Below are 21,944 nucleotides of genomic sequence, written 5' to 3' on the forward strand. Positions count from 1 at the left end.
TGCTGCGCCAGCGGTTGCGACACCCTCAGCTTGAGCGTTGGGATATCTCGCGCAGAACCAACCGCAGCACCCGCACCGCGCCTGCCTTGTCCAGCGGATCGTTCCCGTTGCCGCACTTGGGCGACTGCACGCACGACGGGCAGCCCGCCGGACACTCACACGCCTCGATCGCATCGGCCGTCGCGGCCCACCAGGTGGTGAGCCGGTGATAACCACGGTCGGCGAAACCCGCACCGCCCGGGTAGCCGTCGTACACGAAGATCGTCGGCAGCCCCTGCACGGGCCCGACCGCCGTTGACACACCGCCGATGTCGCCGCGATCGCAGCTGGCGACCAACGGCAGCAGGCCGATCGCGGCGTGCTCTGCGGCATGCAGCGCACCGGGCACCCGCAGCAAATCGATGCCGTTGTGCTGTAACGCCTCTGGTGTGATCGTGCACATCACCGCCATGGTGTCCAGTTTGCGGGTGGGCATCTCGAGTTCGACGAAGTCGATCACTTCACCCGTCAGGCGCCTGCGCAGATAACCGGTCACCGTATTGCTCACCGAAACCGGGACGAGCCCAATAGTGACCGCGCCGAACGTTTTTCGCTCACCGTGCCCGGTGACTGCGATGTCGGTGACCTCCCGCGCGGTGGTGGTGTAACCGGGATCGTCGGCGTGCACGAAGGCCACGCCGTCTTCGAAGTCGAGGGAGTCGACGACATAGGTCTCGCCCTGGTGCAGATACACCGCTCCGGGATGGACAGAAGCGGGCGCCTGGCCCGCCCCGGTGCTCCCGAGCATGCGTCCCGCGCCGGCCTCCAGGATCGCGATCTGACCGCCGGACGAGCCGCGAATGTCGACGGCCGGATGCGGGTCCATGCCGGGCGTGGGGAAGTACCCGTTGGCCCGTCGCCGCAGCAGTCCGTCGTCGACGAGCGCCGCAGCCACGTCCTCGGCGTTCCACACCCGCACCTCGGCGTCGGTGAGCGGAAGTTCGGCGGCCGCACAGAGCAGTTGTGGCCCAAGCACATACGGGTTGGTCGGGTCGATGACGACGCGCTCGATCGGCTTGTCCAGCAGCGCCGACGGGTGGTGTACCAGGTAGGTGTCGAGTGGATCGTCGCGGGCGATCAGCACGATCAGCGCGCCCTGACCGCGCCGCCCCGAGCGGCCCGCCTGTTGCCAGAACGATGTCACGGTGCCCGGAAACCCGGCGAGGACAACGGCGTCCAGGCCGGCGATGTCGACACCCAACTCCAACGCGTTCGTCGTCGCCAGCCCCCGCAGTTCGCCGTCGGTCAGCGCGCGCTCGAGCGCGCGGCGGTCTTCCGACAGATAACCGGCGCGATACGAAGCCACCCGGTCGGCGAGATCGGGCGCCCTTTCCTGTAATCGGGCCCGCGCCCCCAACGCGGTCAGCTCGGCGCCGCGCCGTGACCGCACGAACGTCAACATTCGGGCGCCTTCGGCGACCAGGTCGGCCATCACGCTGGCGGCTTCGGCTCCCGCCGAACGCCTTACCGGGGCTCCGTTTTCACCCACCAGATCGTCAAGCAGCGGAGGTTCCCACAGCGCCACGGTGCGGGCGCCCTGCGGTGACCCGTCCTCGGTGACCTCGGCGACCGTTTGGCCGATCAGCTCGGAGGCGGTCTGAGCCGGCGAGGCCGTCGTGGCGCTGGCGAAGACCACGGTCGGCACCCCGCCGCTCGGCGAGTATCGGGCGCACAGCCGCAGAAGCCGACGCAGCACAAGAGCCACGTTCGAGCCAAAAATGCCGCGATAGTAATGGCATTCGTCGACGACGATGTAGCTCAGGTTGCGCAGGAACACCGCCCACCGGGCGTGGTTGCGCAGCAGTGACAGATGGATCATGTCGGGGTTGGAGAAGATCCAGCGCGACCGTTCCCGCGCGAACCGGCGCACGTCGCTGTGGCTGTCGCCGTCGTAGGCGCACGGTGCGACGTCGGACAACCCCACCGCCTCGGTGAGCGCGACCGCCGACCGGAGTTGGTCGTGGCCGAGCGCTTTGGTCGGCGACAGATACAGCGCCCGCGACCGCGGATTCGCTTTCAGGTCTGTCAATATCGGCAACTGGTAGGCAAGCGACTTGCCCGACGCCGTGCCGGTGCACAGTACGACATGGCGTCCACCGTGAGCGAGGTCGGCGGCGGCGAGTTGATGTGACCACGGGGTCTCGATGCCCCGATCAACGAACGCCCGCACCACATCTGGGTCGGCCCAACACGGCCACCCCATCGGGCGACCCCGGCGCGGTGGGATGTCTGCGACGTGGCGCAGCGGATTCGGGCCGCCTGCAACCGTGCCTTCGACCGCGCACGCGAGCAGCTCGCGGCCGAAATCAACCATCGATCATCCTTCCCGAGACACCTCTTTAGGCGAATTGTTCCCCATTTGAAACGCCGAGACTGTCGCCGCAGCCACGAACGTGATTGACTTATCGCGGTCGCAGCTTCTGTGTTCGTGTATTAGCACTCGCAGGATCGACGTTGCGATCGCGGTTCCTGCGAGGGTTGTAGGTCGGGTTGAGTTCCGAGCTTCCACGAAGGAGAGCGGTCGGAACGGGCCCGGTGTACCGAAACACGGTGGACCGCACCCGGTGAATAAGAGAAGGAAACAACAGGAAATGCCACAGGGAACTGTGAAGTGGTTCAACGCGGAGAAGGGCTTCGGCTTCATCGCCCCGGAGGACGGCTCCGCTGACGTTTTTGTCCACTACACGGAGATTCAGGGCAGCGGCTTCCGCACCCTGGAGGAGAACCAGAAGGTCGAGTTCGAGGTTGGCCAGAGCCCCAAGGGGCCCCAGGCCACCGGTGTTCGGGCCGTCTAGCGCGACCAGCACGATCGAAAGGCAACACCCCGCGAGCGTCGAGAACCGACCGCCGCGGGGTGTTCGCTATTCCGGCGCGCTTCGGCACGGCCGCCACGGCTGAGGCCGGTACCTGGCTTACTGTCGATTTGTGAGCCAGCTGTCGTTCTTCTCGGCGGAGTCGGTGCCCCCCGCGGTGGCCGACCTCACCGGGCTGCTCGCCGGACCTGGCCAGGTTGTCCTGGTGGGTTCCGGCACCGAGCAGGGTGCGCGGCTGTCGGTCGTCGTCGACCGTCAATGGCGGGCCGAGGCGCTGGCCGAGATGATCGTCGAGGCCGGTCTGGAACCCGAGATCGCCCGCACCGACGAGAACACCCCGCTGGTGCGCACCGCGGTCGACACCCGACTGGTGGAGATCGCGGCGGGTTGGACCCGGGGCGCGGTCAAGACCGTCCCGCCGAACTGGTTGCCCGGGCCGCGCGAGCTTCGGGCCTGGACCCTGGCCGCGGGCACACCTGAAGCCGACCGTTATCTGCTCGGGCTGGACCCGCACGCGCCAGACACGCATTCGCCGCTCGCGTCGGCGATGATGCGGGTGGGAATCGCGCCGACGCTGATCGGTACCCGCGGGTCACGCCCGGCCCTGCGGATCAGCGGTCGACGCCGGCTATCGCGCCTGGTAGAGAACGTGGGGGAACCTCCTGGCAGTGTGGAGGCGTTGCAGGAATGGCCACGGGTCTGACGGCTGTTCACAGGGGGTCAGTTTGCGTCGGTTGGCGCGGGGTGCGAAATTGTCAGTTGCCGACAGGGTTGATTCTCCGCCGGACGCGGAATTTTGCGCTGTGGGTGACCAAAGAAGTGGAGCGTAAGTAAAAGGTGGCTGATGGGGACCGCGGCAGCGGCCGTAACGGAAGCGTCCGGCGGCTCGTCATAGTCGAGTCGCCGACCAAGGCGCGCAAGATAGCGGGCTACCTGGGCTCCAATTACATCGTCGAGTCGTCCCGTGGACACATCCGCGACCTGCCCCGCAACGCCGCCGACGTACCCGCGAAGTACAAATCCGAGCCGTGGGCCCGCCTCGGGGTGGACGTCGACCACAACTTCGAGCCGCTCTACATCATCAGCCCCGAGAAGAAGAGCACGGTCGCCGAGCTGAAAGACCTGCTCAAGAGCGTCGACGAGCTGTACCTGGCCACGGACGGCGACCGCGAGGGCGAGGCGATCGCCTGGCATCTGCTCGAGACGCTCAAGCCCCGCATCCCCGTCAAGCGGATGGTGTTCCACGAGATCACCGAACCGGCCATCCGCGCCGCCGCCGAGGACCCCCGCGACCTGGACAACGACCTGGTCGACGCGCAGGAGACACGCCGCATCCTGGACCGGTTGTACGGCTACGAGGTCAGCCCGGTCCTGTGGAAGAAGGTCGCGCCGAAGTTGTCGGCCGGCCGGGTGCAGTCGGTCGCGACGCGCATCATCGTGCAGCGCGAACGCGAACGGATGGCGTTCCGCAGCGCGGGGTACTGGGACGTCACCGCCGAACTCGACGCCAGTGTCTCCGACCCGCAGGCCTCGCCCCCGATGTTCACCGCCAAGCTGAACACGGTCGACGGGCGCCGCGTGGCCACCGGCCGCGACTTCGACTCGCTGGGCCAGGTGAAAAAGCCCGATGAGGTGCTGGTGCTGGACCAGGCCGCGGCGACGGCGTTGGCGGGCGGTCTGCGCGGGGCGCAGCTGGCTGTCAGCTCGGTCGAACAGAAGCCCTACACCCGCAGGCCGTACGCGCCGTTCATGACCTCGACGCTGCAGCAGGAGGCGGGCCGCAAGCTGCGGTTCTCCTCGGAGCGCACGATGAGCATCGCGCAGCGGCTCTACGAGAACGGCTACATCACCTATATGCGCACCGACTCGACGACGTTGTCGGCAAGTGCGGTGGAAGCAGCCCGCAACCAGGCCCGTCAGCTCTACGGCGAGGAGTATCTGCATCCGTCGCCGCGGCAATACACCCGCAAGGTGAAGAACGCCCAGGAGGCGCACGAGGCCATCCGGCCCGCCGGTGACGTGTTCTCCACGCCGGGTCAGCTGCACGGCCAACTCGACACCGACGAGTTCCGGCTCTACGAGCTGATCTGGCAGCGCACCGTGGCCTCCCAGATGGCCGACGCGCGTGGCACCACGCTGAGCCTGCGGATCTCCGGAACCGCGAGCTCGGGGGAGCAGGTCGTCTTCAACGCCAGCGGCCGCACGATCACCTTCGCCGGCTTTCTGAAGGCCTACGTCGAGAGCATCGACGATCAGGCAGGCGGCGAGGCCGACGACGCCGAGAGCCGGCTGCCGAATCTGGAGCAGGGCCAGCGCGTCGACGCCAAGGAGCTCACCGCCGACGGGCACAACACGGCGCCGCCCGCCCGCTATACCGAGGCTTCGCTGATCAAGGCTCTCGAGGACCTCGGCATCGGCAGGCCGTCGACGTACTCGTCGATCATCAAGACGATCCAGGACCGCGGTTACGTCGTGAAGCGGGGCAGCGCGCTGGTGCCGTCGTGGGTGGCGTTCGCCGTCATCGGGCTGCTCGAACAGCACTTCGGCCGCCTAGTCGACTACGGGTTCACCGCGGCGATGGAAGACGAACTCGACGAGATCGCCGCCGGTAACGAGCGACGGACCAACTGGCTCAACAACTTCTACTTCGGCGGCGATCACGGGGTCGAGGACTCGATCGCCCGCTCGGGTGGGCTCAAGAAGCTCGTCGGGGTGAACCTCGAGGAGATCGACGCCCGGCAGATTAACTCCATCAAACTGTTCGACGACGATCAGGGCCGGCCGATCCATGTGCGGGTGGGCAAGAACGGTGCGTACCTGGAGCGGATGGTCCCCGACGAGGACGGTGAGCCCGGCGAGCTCAAACCGCAGCGGGCCAACCTCAAGGACGACCTCACCCCCGACGAGCTGACCCTCGAGCTCGCCGAAAAGCTTTTCGCCACACCGCAAGAAGGCCGATCACTGGGCGTCGACCCCGAAACCGGGCACGAGATCGTCGCCAAGGATGGTCGTTACGGTCCGTATGTCACCGAGGTTCTGCCCGAACCGCCCGACGACGGCGAGGCCGGGTCGACGGCGAAGAAGGGCAAGAAGCCGACGGGTCCGAAGCCGCGCACCGGTTCGCTGTTGCGGTCGATGGATCTGGAGACGGTGACGCTGGAGGATGCGCTGCGACTGTTGTCTCTGCCGCGCGTCGTGGGCGTCGACCCGAACACCGGCGAGGAGATCACCGCACAGAACGGCCGCTACGGCCCATACCTTAAGCGCGGCACGGACTCTCGCTCGCTGGCCACCGAAGAGCAGATGTTCGACATCACGCTCGACGAGGCCTTGAAGATCTACGCCGAACCCAAGCGCCGTGGCGGGCAGCGGGCCGCGGCCCCGCCGTTGCGTGAACTCGGTGAGGATCCGGCGACCGGCAAGCCGATGGTGATCAAGGACGGCCGGTTCGGCCCGTATGTCACCGACGGGGAGACCAACGCCAGCCTGCGCAAGGGCGACGACGTCCTGTCAATCACCGACGAACGCGCCGCCGAACTGCTCGCCGACCGTCGCGCGCGCGGTCCGGTGAAGCGGACGAAGAAGGCGGGGGCGAAGAAGACTGCGAAGAAGGCCGGAGCGAAGAAAGCCGCCAAGAAGAGCTAGCCCACGAACGTGAGCTTGTGCTCGAGATCAGCGTGATTCTTCGGAAACAACTTCACGTTCGGCGCCTTGCTCAGCGTCGGCGTGATCTGTGTCGGTCTGCTCGGGGCGGGCGCCGTCGGAGCCGCGCAGGTTCAGCGGCCGCGCCAACTGTGTCGGGGCCACACGGCCACGGAGTTCGACGATCTCGCCGACGTCCCAGCACAGCGCTTCGGCGTCCAGAGCTCCGCTGACCGCGATCGCCGAGGCGAGGACGTGGCCCTCCTCCAGCTTGGCCAGCTCGGTCAGCCGCGCCGCTTCGTTGACCGGGTCACCGATCACGGTGTATTCGAAGCGGGCCTGGGCGCCGATGTGCCCGGCGATCGCCCGGCCGGCCGACACCCCGATACCGAATTCCGTCTGGCCCAGCACCTCGATCAGCTCGTCGTGCAATTCGCGGGAGGCGGCGAGCGCGCCGCCGCACGCGTCGGGATGTTCGATCGGCGCGCCGAAGATGGCCAGCGCCGCATCGCCCTGGAACTTGTTGACGAACCCGCCGTGCCGGTTGACGGTGTCGACCACCACGCGGAAGAAGTCGTTGAGCAGGTTGACGACGTCGGCGGCGGGGATGGTCGACGCCAGCTGTGTGGATCCGACCAGGTCGACGAACAGCACCGCGACGTCGCGTTCCTGACCACCGAGTTCGGTGCCGCGTTCCAGTGCGCGCCGGGCCACGTCCTCGCCGACGTAGCGGCCGAACAGGTCGCGCAGGCGTTGCCGTTCGGCCAGGTCGCGCACCATGTCGTTGAAGCCCGCCTGCAGCAACCCCAGCTCGCTGGCGTCGTAGATCTGCATGTGGGCGTTGTAGTTACCGCGCTGCACCTCGCCGAGCGCCCAGCGCAACTGGCGCAGCGGGTCGGCGATCGACATCGCCACCAGCACGGTGCCTGCCAGGCCGACCACCAGTGCGGAGATCGACAGGATCAGGATCGGGGTGGTCAGCCGGTCGGCGGGAGCGGTCAGGATCTCGAACTTGCTGGCCACCACGGCCAGCACGATCGCGATGATCGGGACCGCGGTGGACAGCACCCACGTCATCACCTGACGCGCGATCACCCCGGGCGCGCGGAAGTTCTCGGGCACACCGCCGCGCAGGGCCGCCACCGCGACGGGCCGCAGCACCCGTTCGGACTGCAGGTAACCGATGATCGCGGTCGCGGTGGCGCCCAGCCCCGTGGCGACGGCCACCACCGGCGCCGACTTACTGGCCACCGGCCAGCTGGCGACGATGAACACCACTGAGCCGAGGAACCAGTTCGCGACGTTGATCACCGACCGGTAGAACGGCATCTTCAACGCGCGGGTCCGCGCGACCTCGGTGTCGGCCGGGTCGCGGTCGCCGAGCAGCATGTCGCGGCGCTGCCAGCGCATGACCGGGATCAGCAGCCGCAGGCTCCAGTACGCGGCGACGGTGAAGGACACGAATAGGAAGCCGAGGAAGACCGCCAGGTTGAAGGCGGGCAGGTCCTGTAGCTGGATGCGGTCCTCGGGCGGCAGACCGAATCTCAGGAAGCTCAGGACCAACAGGGCGCCGATGATGTCGGCCTGGACCATGCCCAGCGTGAACACCGGCCACGGGGTGCGCGCGGCCCACCGGACGAATGCGCTGATCCGCCCGATCGGTCGATCTTCCATGGCCACGCGTCAACCGTATCGGGCCTCGGCGACGGGTACGGGCGCTGTGAGACGGACGTGTCGGTTCGCAGCACTACTGTTATCTCCGATGGGCGGTGTCTTCTCGCGTCTTGTGGGTCAACAGGCTGTTGAGGCCGAGTTGGTGGCTGCGGCACGCGCCGCACGTGGTGAGTCGGCTCACAGCGGGGCGGCGGTCGGATCCATGACACATGCGTGGCTGATCACGGGCCCTCCCGGCTCGGGCCGGTCGGTGGCGGCGCTGTGCTTTGCCGCGGCGCTGCAGTGCACCTCCGACGGTGTGCCCGGGTGCGGCGAGTGCCGGGCCTGCACGACGACGATGGCCGGCACCCACGCCGATGTGCGGAGGATCATTCCCGAGGGACTGTCGATCGGTGTCGACGACATGCGCGCGATCGTGCAGATCGCCTCGCGGCGGCCGGGCACCGGGCGCTGGCAGATCGTGCTGATCGAGGATGCCGACCGGCTGACCGAGGGAGCGGCGAACGCCCTGCTCAAGGTGGTCGAGGAGCCGCCGCCGTCGACGGTGTTCCTGCTGTGCGCGCCGTCGGTGGATCCCGAGGACATCGCGATCACGCTGCGCTCGCGCTGCAGGCACGTCGCGCTGGTCACCCCCACCGTGGACGCGATTGCGGGTGTGCTGATGGACAGCGACGGGCTCCCGGAGGCCGAGGCGCGGTGGGCGGCTTCGGTCAGCGGCGGCCATGTCGGGCGGGCCCGTCGGCTGGCCACCGACGAGTCGGCGCGGGAGCGTCGGAAGCGGGCGCTGGGTCTGGCGCGCGACGCGGCGACGCCGTCCCGCGCCTATGCCGCGGCCGAGGAGTTGGTCAAGACGGCTGAGGACGAGGCCCTCGCGCTGACGATGGACCGCAACGAGGCCGAGACCGAGGAACTGCGCACCGCGCTCGGTGCAGGTGGCACCGGAAAGGGGACGGCCGGTTCGCTGCGCGGAGCGGCCGGCGCCCTGAGTGCCCTTGAGCGACGGCAGAAGTCACGCAAGACGCGTGCCTCGCGTGATTCTCTGGACCGCGCGCTGATCGATCTGGCGACGTACTTCCGCGACGCGCTGCTGGTGGCCTCGGACGCCGGCGACGTTGCGCACAACCACCCCGATATGGCCGAGGAAATCGTCAGGCTGGCCGCGCATGCGCCGCCGGACAAACTGCTGCGCTGCATCGAAGCAGTCCTGGAGTGCCGCGAGGCGTTGGCCGTCAACGTCAAACCGAAGTTCGCGGTCGACGCGATGGTGGCCACGGTCGGACGGGCGCTGCGCGACTGAGTTGGGTCGGCGGCGGACCCTGCCGTAGACTCGTCCCGCCTGCCGGTGTCTTCAGCTCTTCGCGCAAGCGCTCATCGCGGGCACGCCACCTTAGCTCAGTCGGCAGAGCGGCTCACTCGTAATGAGCAGGTCAGGAGTTCGATTCTCCTAGGTGGCTCCACTTCGGTCCTCGGGTCAGGAAGTCAGAGACCAAGGGCACGACCTCGTCGAGGTGCGTTTCCAGCAGCCAGTGCCCGCCGCCGAGCAGGTGCAGGGGCGCGTCGGGCAGGTCGCGGTGGTAAGCCCGCGCCGACTCCTCGGGCATGTAGCCGTCATGCGGCCCCCAGACGATCAGTGTCGGCGGCCGATGCGTGCGCAGATAGGCCTGCTCGTTAGCGAACCAGTCGAGTGTCGAGGGTTGGTCCTCGAGCAGGTGGATGAGGTTGGCCAGCCGGTCCGGCGTGTTCATCAGCGACCAGTGCAGTGTCCACAGGTCGGGGCTGATGCGGTCGGACACCTCGGCCGGGAGCTCGCCGCGGAACTCGCTTTCGAACCCTGCGAGCGTCACATGCTCGGCGATGCGACGCCGCGACGCGGGCCCGGGGTTATCCCAAAGCTCGCGCAGGAACCCGTATTTCGGCCCGAACGCGTCGGCGTAGATGTCACCGTTCTGGATGACCAGGCCCGCGACGCGCTCGGGTTCGGCCAGGGCGAGGCGGAAACCGAACTGGGAGCCGTAGTCGTGCAACCAGATGACGTAGCGCCGAAGGTCGAGCGCGCCGACGAAGGACCGCAGAAACGCCGCGTAGGCGTCGAAGGTGTAGCCGAAGGCATCCGGTGAAGGTGTTGAGCTGTAACCGAAACCGGGCAGATCAGGGGCGACCAGGCGCCACCGGTCACCCAGTGCGGCCATCAGATTGCGGTAGACGTACGACGAGGCCGGATAGCCGTGGGGGAGCAGCACGACCGGGGCGTCGGGCGGTCCGGCTTGGCGGTAGAAGGTGTCGACGCCGTCGACGGTGACGCGGTGGTGGGTGACCGGTGCGATGCTCACGTCGGCTGCAACACCTCCTTGGCGATCTTCATTGCCGAGTTGGCGGCGGGGAAACCGGCGTAGCCGGTGCAGTGGTAGACGACCTCGGCGATCTCGTCGTCGGTGAGGCCGTTGGTGCGCGCGATCTGGACGTGGATCCGCAGTTCGTCTTCGGCGCGCAGCGCGATCAGGAGGCCCAGCGTCAGCAGGCTGCGGTCGCGACGGCTCAGGCCGTCCCGGGTCCACAGTCGCCCGAACACGTTGTCCATGGCCAGGGGAAGCATCTCGCCGCCGAAGGAGTCGGTGGGCAGTTCGACGTCCCCGTCGGGAAGGACGCCGGGAAGCAGTTCGCGGAAAACCCTCAGGCCTTGGTCACGGATGTCGGTCACCCCGACAGCCTGACACGCCGGCCGCTATTTCGGTGCCACGAATCCGACGGGGCCCGACGCGATGCACACCGACAACGCGGCGGTATTCGCGCGCACGTCGATCGCGTCGCCCGCACCGGGTAGCCGGACGAACACCTGGTTCAGGCCCGGTCGCACCGGCACCTTGACCTCGCGCCCCTCCGACAGCGACATCGTCATCGAGCCGTCGCTGTTGGCCAGATAGTTGATCTCGGCCGTCCAGTCGGCAGGTAGCAGCGGGCCGTCCAGCGGCATCCGGACCGGAACTTCGGGCTGCACCAGGTAACCGCAGTCCGGGTGCGGTCCAGGCGCGATGGCGCGCACCCAGGTGACCTTCGCGTCGACCACGCGGCCCTTGTGATCGAGCATGCGCAATTCGTCTGTGGCCGCGGAGAATTCGGGACGTTCACGCACCAGCGCGAACATGTGGCTGGCCCGGTTCTCGGGCCCGACGACCCGTTGCAGGACCATCGGGTCGACCTCCTGGTCGAGCATCGGCGCGTCCGACATCCGGCTCGCGTCGGCCAGGCCCGACAACGCGTTACGCAGATAGCCTTGTGCCGGATCGTCGCGCCACGTCGTCAAGAACGTCGCCGTCGAGTACACGCTGCTGGCCACGAACAGCGCTGTAAGCGAACAGATCACCACCGTTCGGGGCCGCGACGCGTCCAGCCACCGCGACCCCGCCCGGTTCGGGGCGCATAGCCCGACCGCCGCCAAGAGCGCCAGCACGATGACGAGGTCGGGCAGATAGCGCAGCGTCTGCGCCAATTCCAGGGCGGTGAACTGCGATGACCGCATGAGGTAGATCGGGATCTGGCAGGCCATCGCGTATCCCGCGGCCACCAACCACACCGCGGTGATCCGGCGCTTACGCAGCAGCGTCACCGCGACCACGGCGGCCAGGGCCACCCAGCCCAACACCATCACCGTCGCGGGTGGGGTCGCCCACGGCGAGGCCGGCGCCCACCGTTGCCAGTCCCACGGGCCGCCGACCAGCCCAGGCACGATCCCGTGCGTCACCGACCGCGCGAGCAGGTCCCACGTCATCGCCAGGTCGAAACTCCACCGCTTCTGGTCGACCACGACCAGGTACACGCCGACCCATCCCGCCGTGACCGCCAGCGACGGCACCCACAGGCGGATTCCTCTACGCCACACCGCTTTCAGTGGTCCGGTGCCGGTCACGTAGCACAAAAGAGCGGTCACCGCGAACGCGACGAACGGTATCACCGCCGCCTTCTCGAAGAACAGCAGACCGCCGATGTAGACCAAGAGAGCCGTCACCGCGTATCGCTTCTGACCGGTGCGCACCAATAGGATCGCGTCACCGCAGACCCACGCCATCGCCGCCAGCATCGGCAACGAGTTCAGTGCCGCCGCCCACCAGGAGAACCCGGGCACCGTCAGCGGTGTGAACAGCGCGAATATCAACGGCAGCAACAGGACTGGTCGCCACCCGAGGATGATGTTCAACGTCCGCAGTAATGCCAGCGACACCAGCAACTGCAAGACGAGCAGGCTGATCGCCGGGCCGATCCAGTTCAGCGGTGCCAATAAGGTGATGCCACCGGCGACGAGGAACGCGGCGGGCATGACGTGACCGTCGTGGTCGTCGAACAGGTACGCCGGCGAGAGCAGCGGTTGGGTACCCGCGCGGCCGATCAAAATCAGGTCGTCCCAGTAGAAGTAACCGCCGAACGCCAGCACCGCCCGGATCGCCAACTGCACGACGATCAGGACGATGGCGGCGCGCGCGACCCAGTTGCCCAGCGCGAAGTTACCGCGGATAGGCATCCCCTGCTTGCCGGCGAGCGATCCACGCCGAGCGCACCATCTCCTCTAGCGAATGCCGCATCCGCCAGTCGAGGTCGCGCGCGGCCAAGTCGCCCGATGCGACGATGCGGGCGGGGTCACCGGGCCGGCGCGGACCGACCACCGGCTCGAACTCGAATCCGGTCACATCGCGGATCGTGGTCATGGTCTCTCGCACCGAGGTGCCGCTACCGCTGCCGAGGTTATAGACGGGCTCGATTGCTTCGCCGGCTTCCAGCCGCCTCGCCGCGGCGACATGCGCCAGCGCGAGGTCCGACACGTGGACGTAGTCCCGCACACAGGTGCCGTCGGCAGTGGGGTAGTCGGCGCCGTTGATCCGCGGTGTCTCGTCGCGGCACAACATGTCGAACACCAGCGGGAAAAGGTTGTGCGGGCTGACGTCGAACAGATCCGCCGAACCCGATCCCACGACATTGAAGTAGCGCAGGCTGGTGTGCCGTAACCCGGACGCGCGTGCGGCGTCGCGAATCATCCACTCGCCCACCAGTTTACTGACGCCGTACGGGGATTCCGGCGAAGTGGGCGTCTGCTCTGTGACGGTGTCGACATCCGGGGTGCCGTACGTGGCGGCGCTGGAGGAGAACACCATCTTGTCGGTGCCTGCGGCCTCCATCGCCTTGAGCAGCGTGACCATCGCCGAGACGTTCTGCTCGTAGGTGTGAAGCGGGCGTTGCACCGAGACACCGGCGTACTTGAACCCTGCTATGTGGATGACGCCGCTGACGCGATGCTTGTCGAGCGTGCGTGCGACGAGGTCACCGTCGAGCAGGGTGCCGCGCACGAAGGGAACCGTCGGCGGAACGAATCGCTTCAGGCCGGTCGACAGATCGTCGAGCACCACCACCGGCATGTCGGCGTCCGACAGGGTACGCACCACATGGGAACCGATGTATCCGGCGCCGCCGGTCACCAGCCAAGTCATTCGCTCTTCCTCACCGTAGAACGGGGCCAGCATACGGATGGGCGACCTGGACTCCGAACCGGTGTCATGCCGCACGCCTGCGAGACAGCGCGAACAGGTGCACGGCGATACCGACCACCGGACCGCACACCAACGCGACCACCGTGCGCGTCTGTAGATCCAGCGGTAACAGCAGCAACAGCGTCGACGCGACGGTCGCCGAGACCCAGCCCAGTGAGTATGCGCGGTGCAGTGCGGCCGCCACCGCCGCAGCACCGGTGAGCGTGAGCAGCGAAACGGCGATCGCACCGCCCGTCAACCAGGCCAGCAGTGCACCGTCGGCGCGGTATTCGGCACCGAATGCGCTGCGTAACAGCCACGGTCCGGCCGCCCAAGCCACCAGCACACCGAGCAGGCCCACACCGGTGACGATCACCGTGGGCGCGACGAGAGCGCGCAACCGGTGCGTGCGCTGGTCGACGAAGTGGGCAACCAGGTTGCCCTGCATCGCCGTGAGCGGAACCAGGAGTGGGGCCCGCGTCAGCGTGACGGCCAGGATCACGATGCCGCCGACCGCGCCCAGGTCGTCGGAGGTCGCCTGCAACAGCACCGGAAAGCCCATGACCAGGATCGCGCTCGCGCCCGCCGCGGTGATCGAATGCGACGCGCCCCGTAGGAAATCCGCGGTGCCGACGGGGGTCGACAGACCCGCGGCGCGCCGGGTGGCGGACGAGACGATCAGCATGATCAGCCACGCCACCGAACCGGCCACGGTGGCCCACAGATAGCCGGCCAGGCCCCAGCCGACCAGGAAGGTCGCGACGGCCACGAGTAGCCGCAGGCTTGCGTCGGTCACCATCTGCGATCCGTACGCCGTCCACCGGTCCAGTCCGGCCGAGATGCCGAGAAGTGTGGAGTGCAGGCAGAACCCGGCGAGTCCGACAGACAGCAGCGTCACCGAAAGCCATCGGGACTCGACGAACACGTACTCGGACCACAGCGGTGAACTGAGCGCGATCGCAGCGGCCGACACGACGCCCACGAGAGCGCCCACCCACATCGGACGGCTGCGCGGGCCCTCGGTCACCTCGACGTGCGCTGCGGACCGGACCTCCCGGGTGGCCTCCTGCAGCAGCCCGCCCGTCGCCCCCGAGACCAGGCCGAACGCTCCCCAGAACACCGCGAACAACGAGAATCCGGCGGGCTCGAGGTCGCGGGCGGCCAGGTAGAGCACCGCATAACCGCACACCGCGATTGCGGCGGTGGCCACACCGACCCGGCCGACGCTGCCGCGCGCGGCGGGACCGGCCGGTGCCGGGCTGCTCGCGGTGACCGGATCGAAGGGCGCGCCCGCGTCGGTCACGGCGTGTCCAGGTCGGGTAACTGCGGGGAGTAAAGCCAGGCATCCCACAGCCATCGCAGCGACTCGTCGGCGTAATGCAATGCCAGCCCGGTGAAATCGTCGGTCACCACCGTGCTGTGCCGGTAGCGCGCAGTCCAGTCCCGCAGCAGCGCGAAGAAGTTGTCGTCGCCCAGGTGCCGCCGCAGCACGTGCAACGTCATCGCCCCGCGCTTGTACACCCGGTCGTCGAACATGTCGCGCGGGCCCGGGTCGGCCAGAAGCAGGTCGCGCGGCGAGTTGGCGAGCCGCTGATAATAGTGTCGCGCCCACTCATCGGCGCTGCGGCCGCCCGAGTTCTCCGACCACAACCACTCGGCGTAACAGGCGAACCCCTCGTGCAGCCAGATGTGGCGCCACCGCTTGGCTGTCACGGAGTTGCCGAACCACTGGTGTGCGAGTTCGTGCGCGATCAACCGCTCAGCCCGCCCCTTGCCGTCGCAGTGGTTGGCGCCGAAGATCGAAATTCCCTGTGCCTCAAGCGGTATCTCGAGGTCGTCGTCGGTGATCACGACGGTGTAGCCCTCGCTGAGCGGATAGTCGCCGAACAACGTGACGAACAGTTTCATCATCTGCGGTTGCGCGGCGAAGTCGTGTTCGAAGTTATCGCGCAGCCGGTCCGGAAGCGCCGCGTGGATCGGGACCCCGTTGTCGGCCAGCCGCCGGCGTTCGTACATGCCGATCTGCAGCGTGACCAGATAGGTCGAGGTGGGCTCGGGCAAGTCGTATGTCCACGTGGTCATCCCGGCCCGTGCGCGTCGGGACACCAACTCGCCGTTCGCGATCACCCGGTATGGGCTTTCGGCGGCGATCTGCAGACGGAAGCTGGCCTTTGCGCTCGGGTGGTCGTCGCACGGAAACCACGACTGCGCACCGTTCGGCTGGCCGGCGACCAGGGCGCCGTCGCTGAGTTCTTCGAAACCGACATCGCCCCACAGTGAACGGATCGGCCTGGGGGCGCCACCGTAGCGCACGACGATCGTCATCGCCGCGCCCGGAGCCAGCACATCGCGCAACGCGATGTGTAGCTTGCCCGAAGTGGTGCGGAACTGTTGGGGCCGTGCGCCGTTGACGGTCACCTTCGTCACCGACAGCGTGTCGGCGAGGTCGAGGGTGAAGGTGCGGAGCGAAGCGAGAGTCACCGCGGTGATCGTCGCGGTGCCCGTGAGCCGATTGATGGCGACCTTGTACTCGATGTCGAGTTCGTAGCGTGACACCCGGTAACCGAAGTTGCCGCTGGTGGGCAGGTACGGGTCGATGACCGGTGTCGACTTCTTCTTACCTCTCGTCACGCGGCGGTTTCTTCGGTCGATGGTGTCGACGTGCCCGCGCGCTTCTTGCGCGGCGCCTGCCACGGCGCGATCGGATTGCCCTGCCAGCGGGTCGACGGGGGTACCTCGTCGCCGCGCACGACCAGTGACGCCGGGCCGACCGTCGCACCGGCGCCGATGCGTGCGGCGGGCAGCGCGACGCTGTGCGCACCCAGTGTCGAACCCTGCTCCAGCACAACGGTGTCCATTCGCATGATCCTGTCGTGGAACAGATGCGTCTGCACCACGCAGCCGCGGTTGACGGTGGCACCTTCCTCGAGGGTCACCAGGTCGGCCTCGGGTAACCAGTACGTCTCGCACCAGACGCCGCGCCCGATCCCGGCGCCCAGCGCCCGCAACCACAGGTTCATCACCGGTGTCCCGCTGGCCGCGCGGGCGAACCACGGGGCCGCGACGGTCTCGACGAAGGTGTCGTAGACCTCGTTGCGCCAGACGAACGGAGACCAGAGCGGGTGTTCGCCGGCCTCGATGCGGCCGACCACAAGCCATTTCGCGATCACCGCGGCTGCTCCGGCAACGCCTCCGGCGACCAACAGCACCGCGCCGGCACTCAACGCGGCCCACCCCCAGCCGGCTTCCACGGCCAACCATTGCAGGGTGAGCAGCACCGCCACCCCGATTGCATACGTGACGATCAGCGGGACGATCCGGCAGGTCTCGACCAGACCCCGCAGCAGCTTCAGCCGCGCCGAGGGATGGAAGGTGCGCAGCGCGTCGGCCGCGGTCGGCTTGCGGCGCAACCGGACCGGTGGACTGCCCAGCCAGGAGGAACCGGCCTTGGCTTTGGGCGGGGCGGCCGACAATACCGCCACCAAGCCGTCGTCGGGTACTTTACGACCCGGTTGGGTGATGCCGGAGTTACCGAGGAACGCCCTCTTGCCGATCGTCGCCTTCGCGACATGGATCCAGCCGCCACCCAACTCGTAGGACGCCACCATGGTGTCGTCGGCGAGGAAGGCGCCGTCCTCGATGACGGTGAACTTGGGTGTGAACAGTGCGGTCGAAATCTCGGTTCCGCGACCGACTTTGGCGCCGAGCACCCGGAACCACACCGGGGTGAGCAGGCTCGCGTAGATCGGAAACAGGTAGGTGCGCGCGGCATCCATCAGCCGTTCGGTGGTCCAGATCTGCCACCCCGTGCGGCTGCGCACCGGGTGATACCCCTCGCGCAGCCCCAACGAGAGCAGCCGGACTCCGGCCACCGTCAGCGCCGCGTATATGAGTGCGGCGGCCAGTGTCGCGGCCGGAGTCCACAGCGCCGCGGGGGCGATCGCGTCCACCACCGAATTCGTCTCGCGCACACCGTATCCGATCACGGCCAGCCCGGTCGCGATCGCCAGCAACGGCAGTCCTGCGAGCACGATCGAGGAGACGCCGTAGACCGCCACCCACCCCGGCGCCCGCGGCGGGCGGTGTTCGGGCCAGGGGTGACGGGCCTTGCCGGACTTCACCGCGGCCGAACCCTTCCAGTACTGGCCGTTCTTCACCTTGCCGACGACGCCGGAACCGGGGGCCACATCGGCGTTCTTGCCGACGACGGCACCGGGCAGCAGTGTCGTGCGTGCGCCGATCGTCGCGTCGTTGCCGACAGTGATCGGCCCGACGTGGAAGAGGTCGCCGTCGACCCAGTGGCCGGACAGGTCGACTTCGGGTTCGACCGAACTTCGGTGCCCGAGCTTGAGCATGCCGGTCACCGGGGGTGTGGAGTGCAGATCCACGCCCTTGCCGACCTTGTTGCCCAGTGCGCGGGCGTAGTACACCAACCATGGTGCGCCCGCGAGGTTTTCGGCACCGCTGGCCTCGGCGAGCCGTTCGGCGAGCCATACCCGCAGGTGCTCGGACCCGCCTCGGAAGTAGGTGCCCGGCGCCAGCCCGTCGAGGAGAAGGCGGGCGCACACCGCCGCGATGCCCATCCGGCCCAGCGGGGTGACGAACAGGACGAAACCCACGCCGACCCACCACCAGTTCAGCGGTGCGGTCCAGGGAACGAACCCGGCCAGGACGTTGTTGGCCAATGCCAGCCACACCACCCACTGCAGTCCGGTCAGCGTGGCCAGCGGCAGCGACAACGCCACCTGCACGGCCTGCGTCATGCGCGACGTCGGCTTCACCGTGCGCGGATGCACCTGCGGCGGCGGATCGAGCTCGTCGAGGAAACCCGCGAGCGACCCGAGCCGCGGGTGGTCGTACAGGTCGGCAACCGTGACCTGCGGGTGGCGCCGACGCAGAGCGGCGACCAGTTGCGCTGCCGACAGCGAGCCGCCACCGAGCGCGAAGAAGTCGGCTTCGGGACCGTCGACCGGCGCGGCCAGCACGTCGCGCCACAGCCCGGCGAGCCAGCCCATCGTCCCCGTCAGCCCGGCGCCGTCGTCGTCGCCGACGTCGACCGGCCACGGCAGCGCGTCGCGGTCGACCTTGCCCGAGATGCGGGTCGGGAGTTCGTCGACCAGGACCAGCCGGGGGACCAGCGCCGCGGGCAACGTCTCGGCCAGCGACACCCGCGCCTTGGCCAGGTCGAACGTGGGATCTGCGCTGGCGATGTAGCCGACCAACAGCGGTGTGCCACCGGTCGTGCGGCGGACCGCGGCCGCGCCGCCGCTCACCCCGGGCAGGTTGACGAGCGCGGTGTCGACCTCGCCGAGCTCGATGCGCCGCCCGCCGACCTTGACCTGGTCGTCGGCGCGGCCCACGAAGTAGAGCCCGTCGGATTCCAGCCGCACCAGGTCCCCGCTGCGGTATGCACGCTTCCACCCGAGCGTCGGCATCGCCGCGTACTTCTCCGCGTCCTTCTCCGGGTCGAGGTAGCGCGCCAGCCCCACGCCGCCGATGACCAGCTCGCCGACGGCGCCGTACGGCACCGGCTCACCTTCGGAGTCGACCACGGCCAGGTCCCACCCGGGCAGCGGCAACCCGATGGCCACCGGGCCACCTCCCGACAACCGGGCGGCGCACGCCACCACGGTCGCCTCCGTCGGCCCGTAGGTGTTCCACACCTCCCGGCCCTCGACAGCGAGCCGGTCGGCCAACTCGGGTGGGCAGGCTTCGCCGCCGAAGATCAGCAGCCGCACCGCCTCGAGCGCCTCGGCGGGCCACAACGCGGCCAGCGTCGGCACCGTCGACACCACCGTGATGTCACGCGCCACCAGCCACGGCCCGAGGTCCATACCGCTGCGCACCATCGACCGCGGTGCGGGCACCAGGCAGGCGCCGTGGCGCCACGCCAGCCACATCTCCTCGCACGACGCGTCGAAGGCCACCGACAAACCGGCCAGCACCCGGTCGCCCGGTCCGATCGGATTGTCCTGAACGAACAACCGTGCCTCCGCGTCGACGAACGCGGCCGCGCTGCGGTGGGTGACCGCCACGCCCTTCGGTGTGCCGGTGGAGCCGGACGTGAAAATGATCCACGCATCGTCGCGGCCCAGAGGCGCCGCTGCCCGCCAGCCCCGCGAAGACCCCGGCCAGCGCGACAGGCCGGCTTCGGTGATGACGGCCACCACGTTGGCCTCGGTGAACACCAGCTCCGCCCGTTCTTCGGGGTCGTCGGCGTCCACGGGTACATAGGCGGCGCCGGTGGCCAGCACGGCGAGGATCGCGACGTAGAGCGCGTAGCTGCCCGACGGCATGCGGATGCCGATCCGGTCGCCGCGGCCGATGCCCCGCGCGGCGAGCCAAGCGACGCTGTCCTCGATGTCGGTGATCAGTTCGGCGTACGTGAGCTGGACGTCGCCGTCGTCGATCGCGGGCGCCTCCGGGTAGCGCTTCGCGGTCTCATAGAGGATGTCGACGAGCGTGCGCGGCTCCGGCGCGAGCGGGGACAGCAGATATTGAGGTGGGATCTCCTGCCGCAACTCCCCAGTCACGGCTACAAAGCTACTCAGCCCACCCCCGGTGTCGCCCGAGCCGCACGCGGCGTCGCGATCACGATTGCGATACTGGCCGCCGGGCACCGAAAAGGGCCGCGGCGGAGGTTTGATTTCCCCCGCTACCGGTCATTCGCCAGTACCTGGCAGAATCGCCTGCGGAGGGGAGTATTCCTTCGCCGCGGTGTCGTCATCACGTCGGCCGTCATCGGACGACCGGTGCTGCGGGCCGACACGTTTGATCGTGGCGGTGGAAGAGACCTCCGGCGTTTTGACGACCGGAGGTTAAGTGAACGTTTCCACCCTCGAATGGATCATCACGCTGAGCGTGACGATGGCCATCCTGCTGTTCGACGTCATCGTGATCGGCCGCCGGCCGCACGAACCGTCGAAGCGGGAGACCGGGACCGCGCTGACGATCTACGTCAGCCTGGCGATCGCCTTCGGGATCTGGACCTGGTTCTTCCACGGTAGCCAGTACGGCGTCGAGTTCTTCGCGGGCTGGCTGACCGAGTACAGCTTGTCGGTGGACAACCTGTTCGTCTTCCTGATCATCATGGCCAGCTTCAATGTGCCCAGGAAGTACCAGCAGCAGGCGCTTCTCGTCGGCATCATCCTGGCGCTGATCTTCCGGGGCATTTTCATCGCGCTCGGCGCCGTGGCCATCAACCAGTTCTCGTGGGTCTTCTACATCTTCGCCGCGTTCCTCATCTACACGGCGATCAAACTCGCCCGCGACACCGACCACGAGGACGACGGCGACAACGTCGTGGTCAGGTTCGCCCGCAACCACCTGAGCATGACCGACACGTGGGACGGCCTGAAGCTGTGGGTGAAGGAGAACGGCAAGCGGTTGATGACGCCGATGTTCCTCGTCATCGTGGCGCTGGGCACCACGGACCTGATCTTCGCGCTCGACTCGATCCCCGCCATCTACGGGCTCACCCAGGAGCCGTACCTGGTCTTCACCGCCAACGTCTTCGCGTTGATGGGCCTGCGGCAGCTGTACTTCCTGCTGGGCGACCTGCTCAAACGGCTGGTGTACCTGTCGCAGGGCCTGGCCTTCATCCTGGGGTTCATCGGCGTGAAGCTGCTGCTGCACGCGCTGCACGAGAACGAGGTGCCGTTCATCAACGGCGGTGAGCACGTCCCGGTGCCCGAGATCCCGACCCTGCTGTCGCTGGGCGTGATCATCGTGACGTTGCTCATCACCACCGCGGCGAGCCTCTACAAGACCCGGGTGCACGATGTGAAGAACGCGGCCAACGACAACTCCAAATTGGATTCGCGCTGAGCGCAAGGCTCGGCCCGCCGCGGGCCGTCTTCTAGCCTTGCCGGGTGCGCCTCTTCGTGACCGATACCCCGGACAGCTGGGATGAACTGACCGACGGTGGCCAACCGCCCGTCCGCGTCGCGGCCAAGGACCTGCAACACGCGCGGAGGGTCCGCGTGCGGGTGCGGGCCGACGGCGACGTCGCGGTCATCCTCGACGTCACTGTCGCCGTCGCGGCCGACTTCCGGTCCGTGCGGGACGCCCTGGAACCGGCCGACGGCGTGCGCTACGCAGGCACCGTCGACGGTCTGGCCGGCCTGATCGCCGACATCGAATCGGCCGACGTCGCCGACGGCGTCACGCTCGTACCCGTGTCGCCGCGTGACGACGTGCACGCGCTGGGCCGCGCAGTGCTGCGAAGCCTCGAATTACGCGGTCAGGCGAAGGCGTCGTAGGC

General features: G+C 68.1%; 15 protein-coding genes and 1 tRNA gene. 7 read left to right on the forward strand and 9 right to left on the reverse strand.

Features of this window, described 5'->3' with window-relative positions; all coding sequences use genetic code 11:
- Positions 1 to 25: 25 nt before the first annotated feature.
- Positions 26 to 2,353 carry a DEAD/DEAH box helicase gene (locus A5790_RS17910; RefSeq protein ID WP_066847071.1) on the reverse strand — a complete coding sequence of 776 codons (2,328 nt, stop codon included), beginning with the start codon at positions 2,351 to 2,353 and terminating at the stop codon, positions 26 to 28.
- A gap of 277 nt (positions 2,354 to 2,630) precedes the next feature.
- On the opposite strand from A5790_RS17910, the gene A5790_RS17915 reads away from it, so the two are divergent.
- The 3 genes from A5790_RS17915 (at position 2,631) to topA (ending at position 6,497) form a co-directional block, all read left to right on the forward strand.
- On the forward strand, positions 2,631 to 2,834 hold the full coding sequence (locus A5790_RS17915) for a cold-shock protein (RefSeq protein WP_006243848.1): 204 nt from the start codon (positions 2,631 to 2,633) through the stop codon (positions 2,832 to 2,834).
- Positions 2,835 to 2,964: 130 nt separating this feature from the next.
- On the forward strand, positions 2,965 to 3,555 hold the full coding sequence (locus A5790_RS17920; protein WP_066847074.1) for a hypothetical protein: 591 nt from the start codon (positions 2,965 to 2,967) through the stop codon (positions 3,553 to 3,555).
- A gap of 134 nt (positions 3,556 to 3,689) precedes the next feature.
- On the forward strand, positions 3,690 to 6,497 hold the full coding sequence (gene topA, locus A5790_RS17925) for a type I DNA topoisomerase (protein ID WP_066847079.1): 2,808 nt from the start codon (positions 3,690 to 3,692) through the stop codon (positions 6,495 to 6,497).
- A 27-nt stretch (positions 6,498 to 6,524) separates the two neighbouring features.
- On the opposite strand, the gene A5790_RS17930 is transcribed toward topA, so the two are convergent.
- Positions 6,525 to 8,168 carry an adenylate/guanylate cyclase domain-containing protein gene (locus A5790_RS17930; RefSeq protein WP_066847081.1) on the reverse strand — a complete coding sequence of 548 codons (1,644 nt, stop codon included), beginning with the start codon at positions 8,166 to 8,168 and terminating at the stop codon, positions 6,525 to 6,527.
- Between the two features lie 88 nt (positions 8,169 to 8,256).
- On the opposite strand from A5790_RS17930, the gene A5790_RS17935 reads away from it, so the two are divergent.
- Entirely contained in the window at positions 8,257 to 9,465 is a 1,209-nt protein-coding gene (locus tag A5790_RS17935; protein ID WP_066847083.1) for a DNA polymerase III subunit delta', read from the forward strand.
- Positions 9,466 to 9,549: 84 nt separating this feature from the next.
- Positions 9,550 to 9,625: transfer RNA gene (locus A5790_RS17940), tRNA-Thr, on the forward strand.
- Here the strand turns inward: A5790_RS17940 and A5790_RS17945 are convergent.
- From A5790_RS17945 to A5790_RS17975, 7 genes are all read right to left on the reverse strand, one after another.
- Positions 9,596 to 10,498: an alpha/beta fold hydrolase gene (locus tag A5790_RS17945; protein WP_231987833.1), complete on the reverse strand. Its 903-nt coding sequence runs from the start codon at positions 10,496 to 10,498 to the stop codon at positions 9,596 to 9,598. The two genes, A5790_RS17940 and A5790_RS17945, sit on opposite strands and share 30 nt — an antisense overlap.
- Complete coding sequence (locus A5790_RS17950) at positions 10,495 to 10,866, reverse strand: carboxymuconolactone decarboxylase family protein (protein ID WP_066847087.1); 372 nt, start codon at positions 10,864 to 10,866, stop codon at positions 10,495 to 10,497. The genes A5790_RS17945 and A5790_RS17950 overlap by 4 nt, the downstream gene beginning before the upstream one ends.
- A gap of 24 nt (positions 10,867 to 10,890) precedes the next feature.
- Positions 10,891 to 12,681: a hypothetical protein gene (locus A5790_RS17955; RefSeq protein WP_197696823.1), complete on the reverse strand. Its 1,791-nt coding sequence runs from the start codon at positions 12,679 to 12,681 to the stop codon at positions 10,891 to 10,893.
- Positions 12,665 to 13,642 (reverse strand): UDP-glucose 4-epimerase GalE, encoded by a 978-nt coding sequence (galE, locus tag A5790_RS17960; RefSeq protein WP_066847243.1) that lies wholly within the window; start codon positions 13,640 to 13,642, stop codon positions 12,665 to 12,667. The genes A5790_RS17955 and galE overlap by 17 nt, the downstream gene beginning before the upstream one ends.
- 64 nt (positions 13,643 to 13,706) lie before the next feature.
- Positions 13,707 to 15,038 (reverse strand): lipopolysaccharide biosynthesis protein, encoded by a 1,332-nt coding sequence (locus A5790_RS17965; RefSeq protein WP_369829792.1) that lies wholly within the window; start codon positions 15,036 to 15,038, stop codon positions 13,707 to 13,709.
- Positions 14,981 to 16,312, reverse strand: a complete 1,332-nt coding sequence (locus tag A5790_RS17970; protein ID WP_066847249.1) for a M1 family metallopeptidase — start codon at positions 16,310 to 16,312, stop codon at positions 14,981 to 14,983. Before A5790_RS17970 ends, A5790_RS17965 begins: the two co-directional genes overlap by 58 nt.
- Entirely contained in the window at positions 16,309 to 20,214 is a 3,906-nt protein-coding gene (locus A5790_RS17975; protein ID WP_066847092.1) for a Pls/PosA family non-ribosomal peptide synthetase, read from the reverse strand. Before A5790_RS17975 ends, A5790_RS17970 begins: the two co-directional genes overlap by 4 nt.
- A gap of 289 nt (positions 20,215 to 20,503) precedes the next feature.
- Here A5790_RS17975 and A5790_RS17980 point away from each other — a divergent pair, with 289 nt between their 5' ends.
- Both A5790_RS17980 and A5790_RS17985 read left to right on the forward strand, forming a co-directional pair.
- Positions 20,504 to 21,508 (forward strand): TerC family protein, encoded by a 1,005-nt coding sequence (locus A5790_RS17980; RefSeq protein WP_066847094.1) that lies wholly within the window; start codon positions 20,504 to 20,506, stop codon positions 21,506 to 21,508.
- A gap of 44 nt (positions 21,509 to 21,552) precedes the next feature.
- Complete coding sequence (locus A5790_RS17985; RefSeq protein WP_066847096.1) at positions 21,553 to 21,942, forward strand: hypothetical protein; 390 nt, start codon at positions 21,553 to 21,555, stop codon at positions 21,940 to 21,942.
- Positions 21,943 to 21,944: the final 2 nt, after the last annotated feature.

It is taken from the genome of Mycobacterium sp. 852002-51152_SCH6134967, from assembly GCF_001667105.1.
Lineage (GTDB): Bacteria > Actinomycetota > Actinomycetes > Mycobacteriales > Mycobacteriaceae > Mycobacterium > Mycobacterium neumannii_A.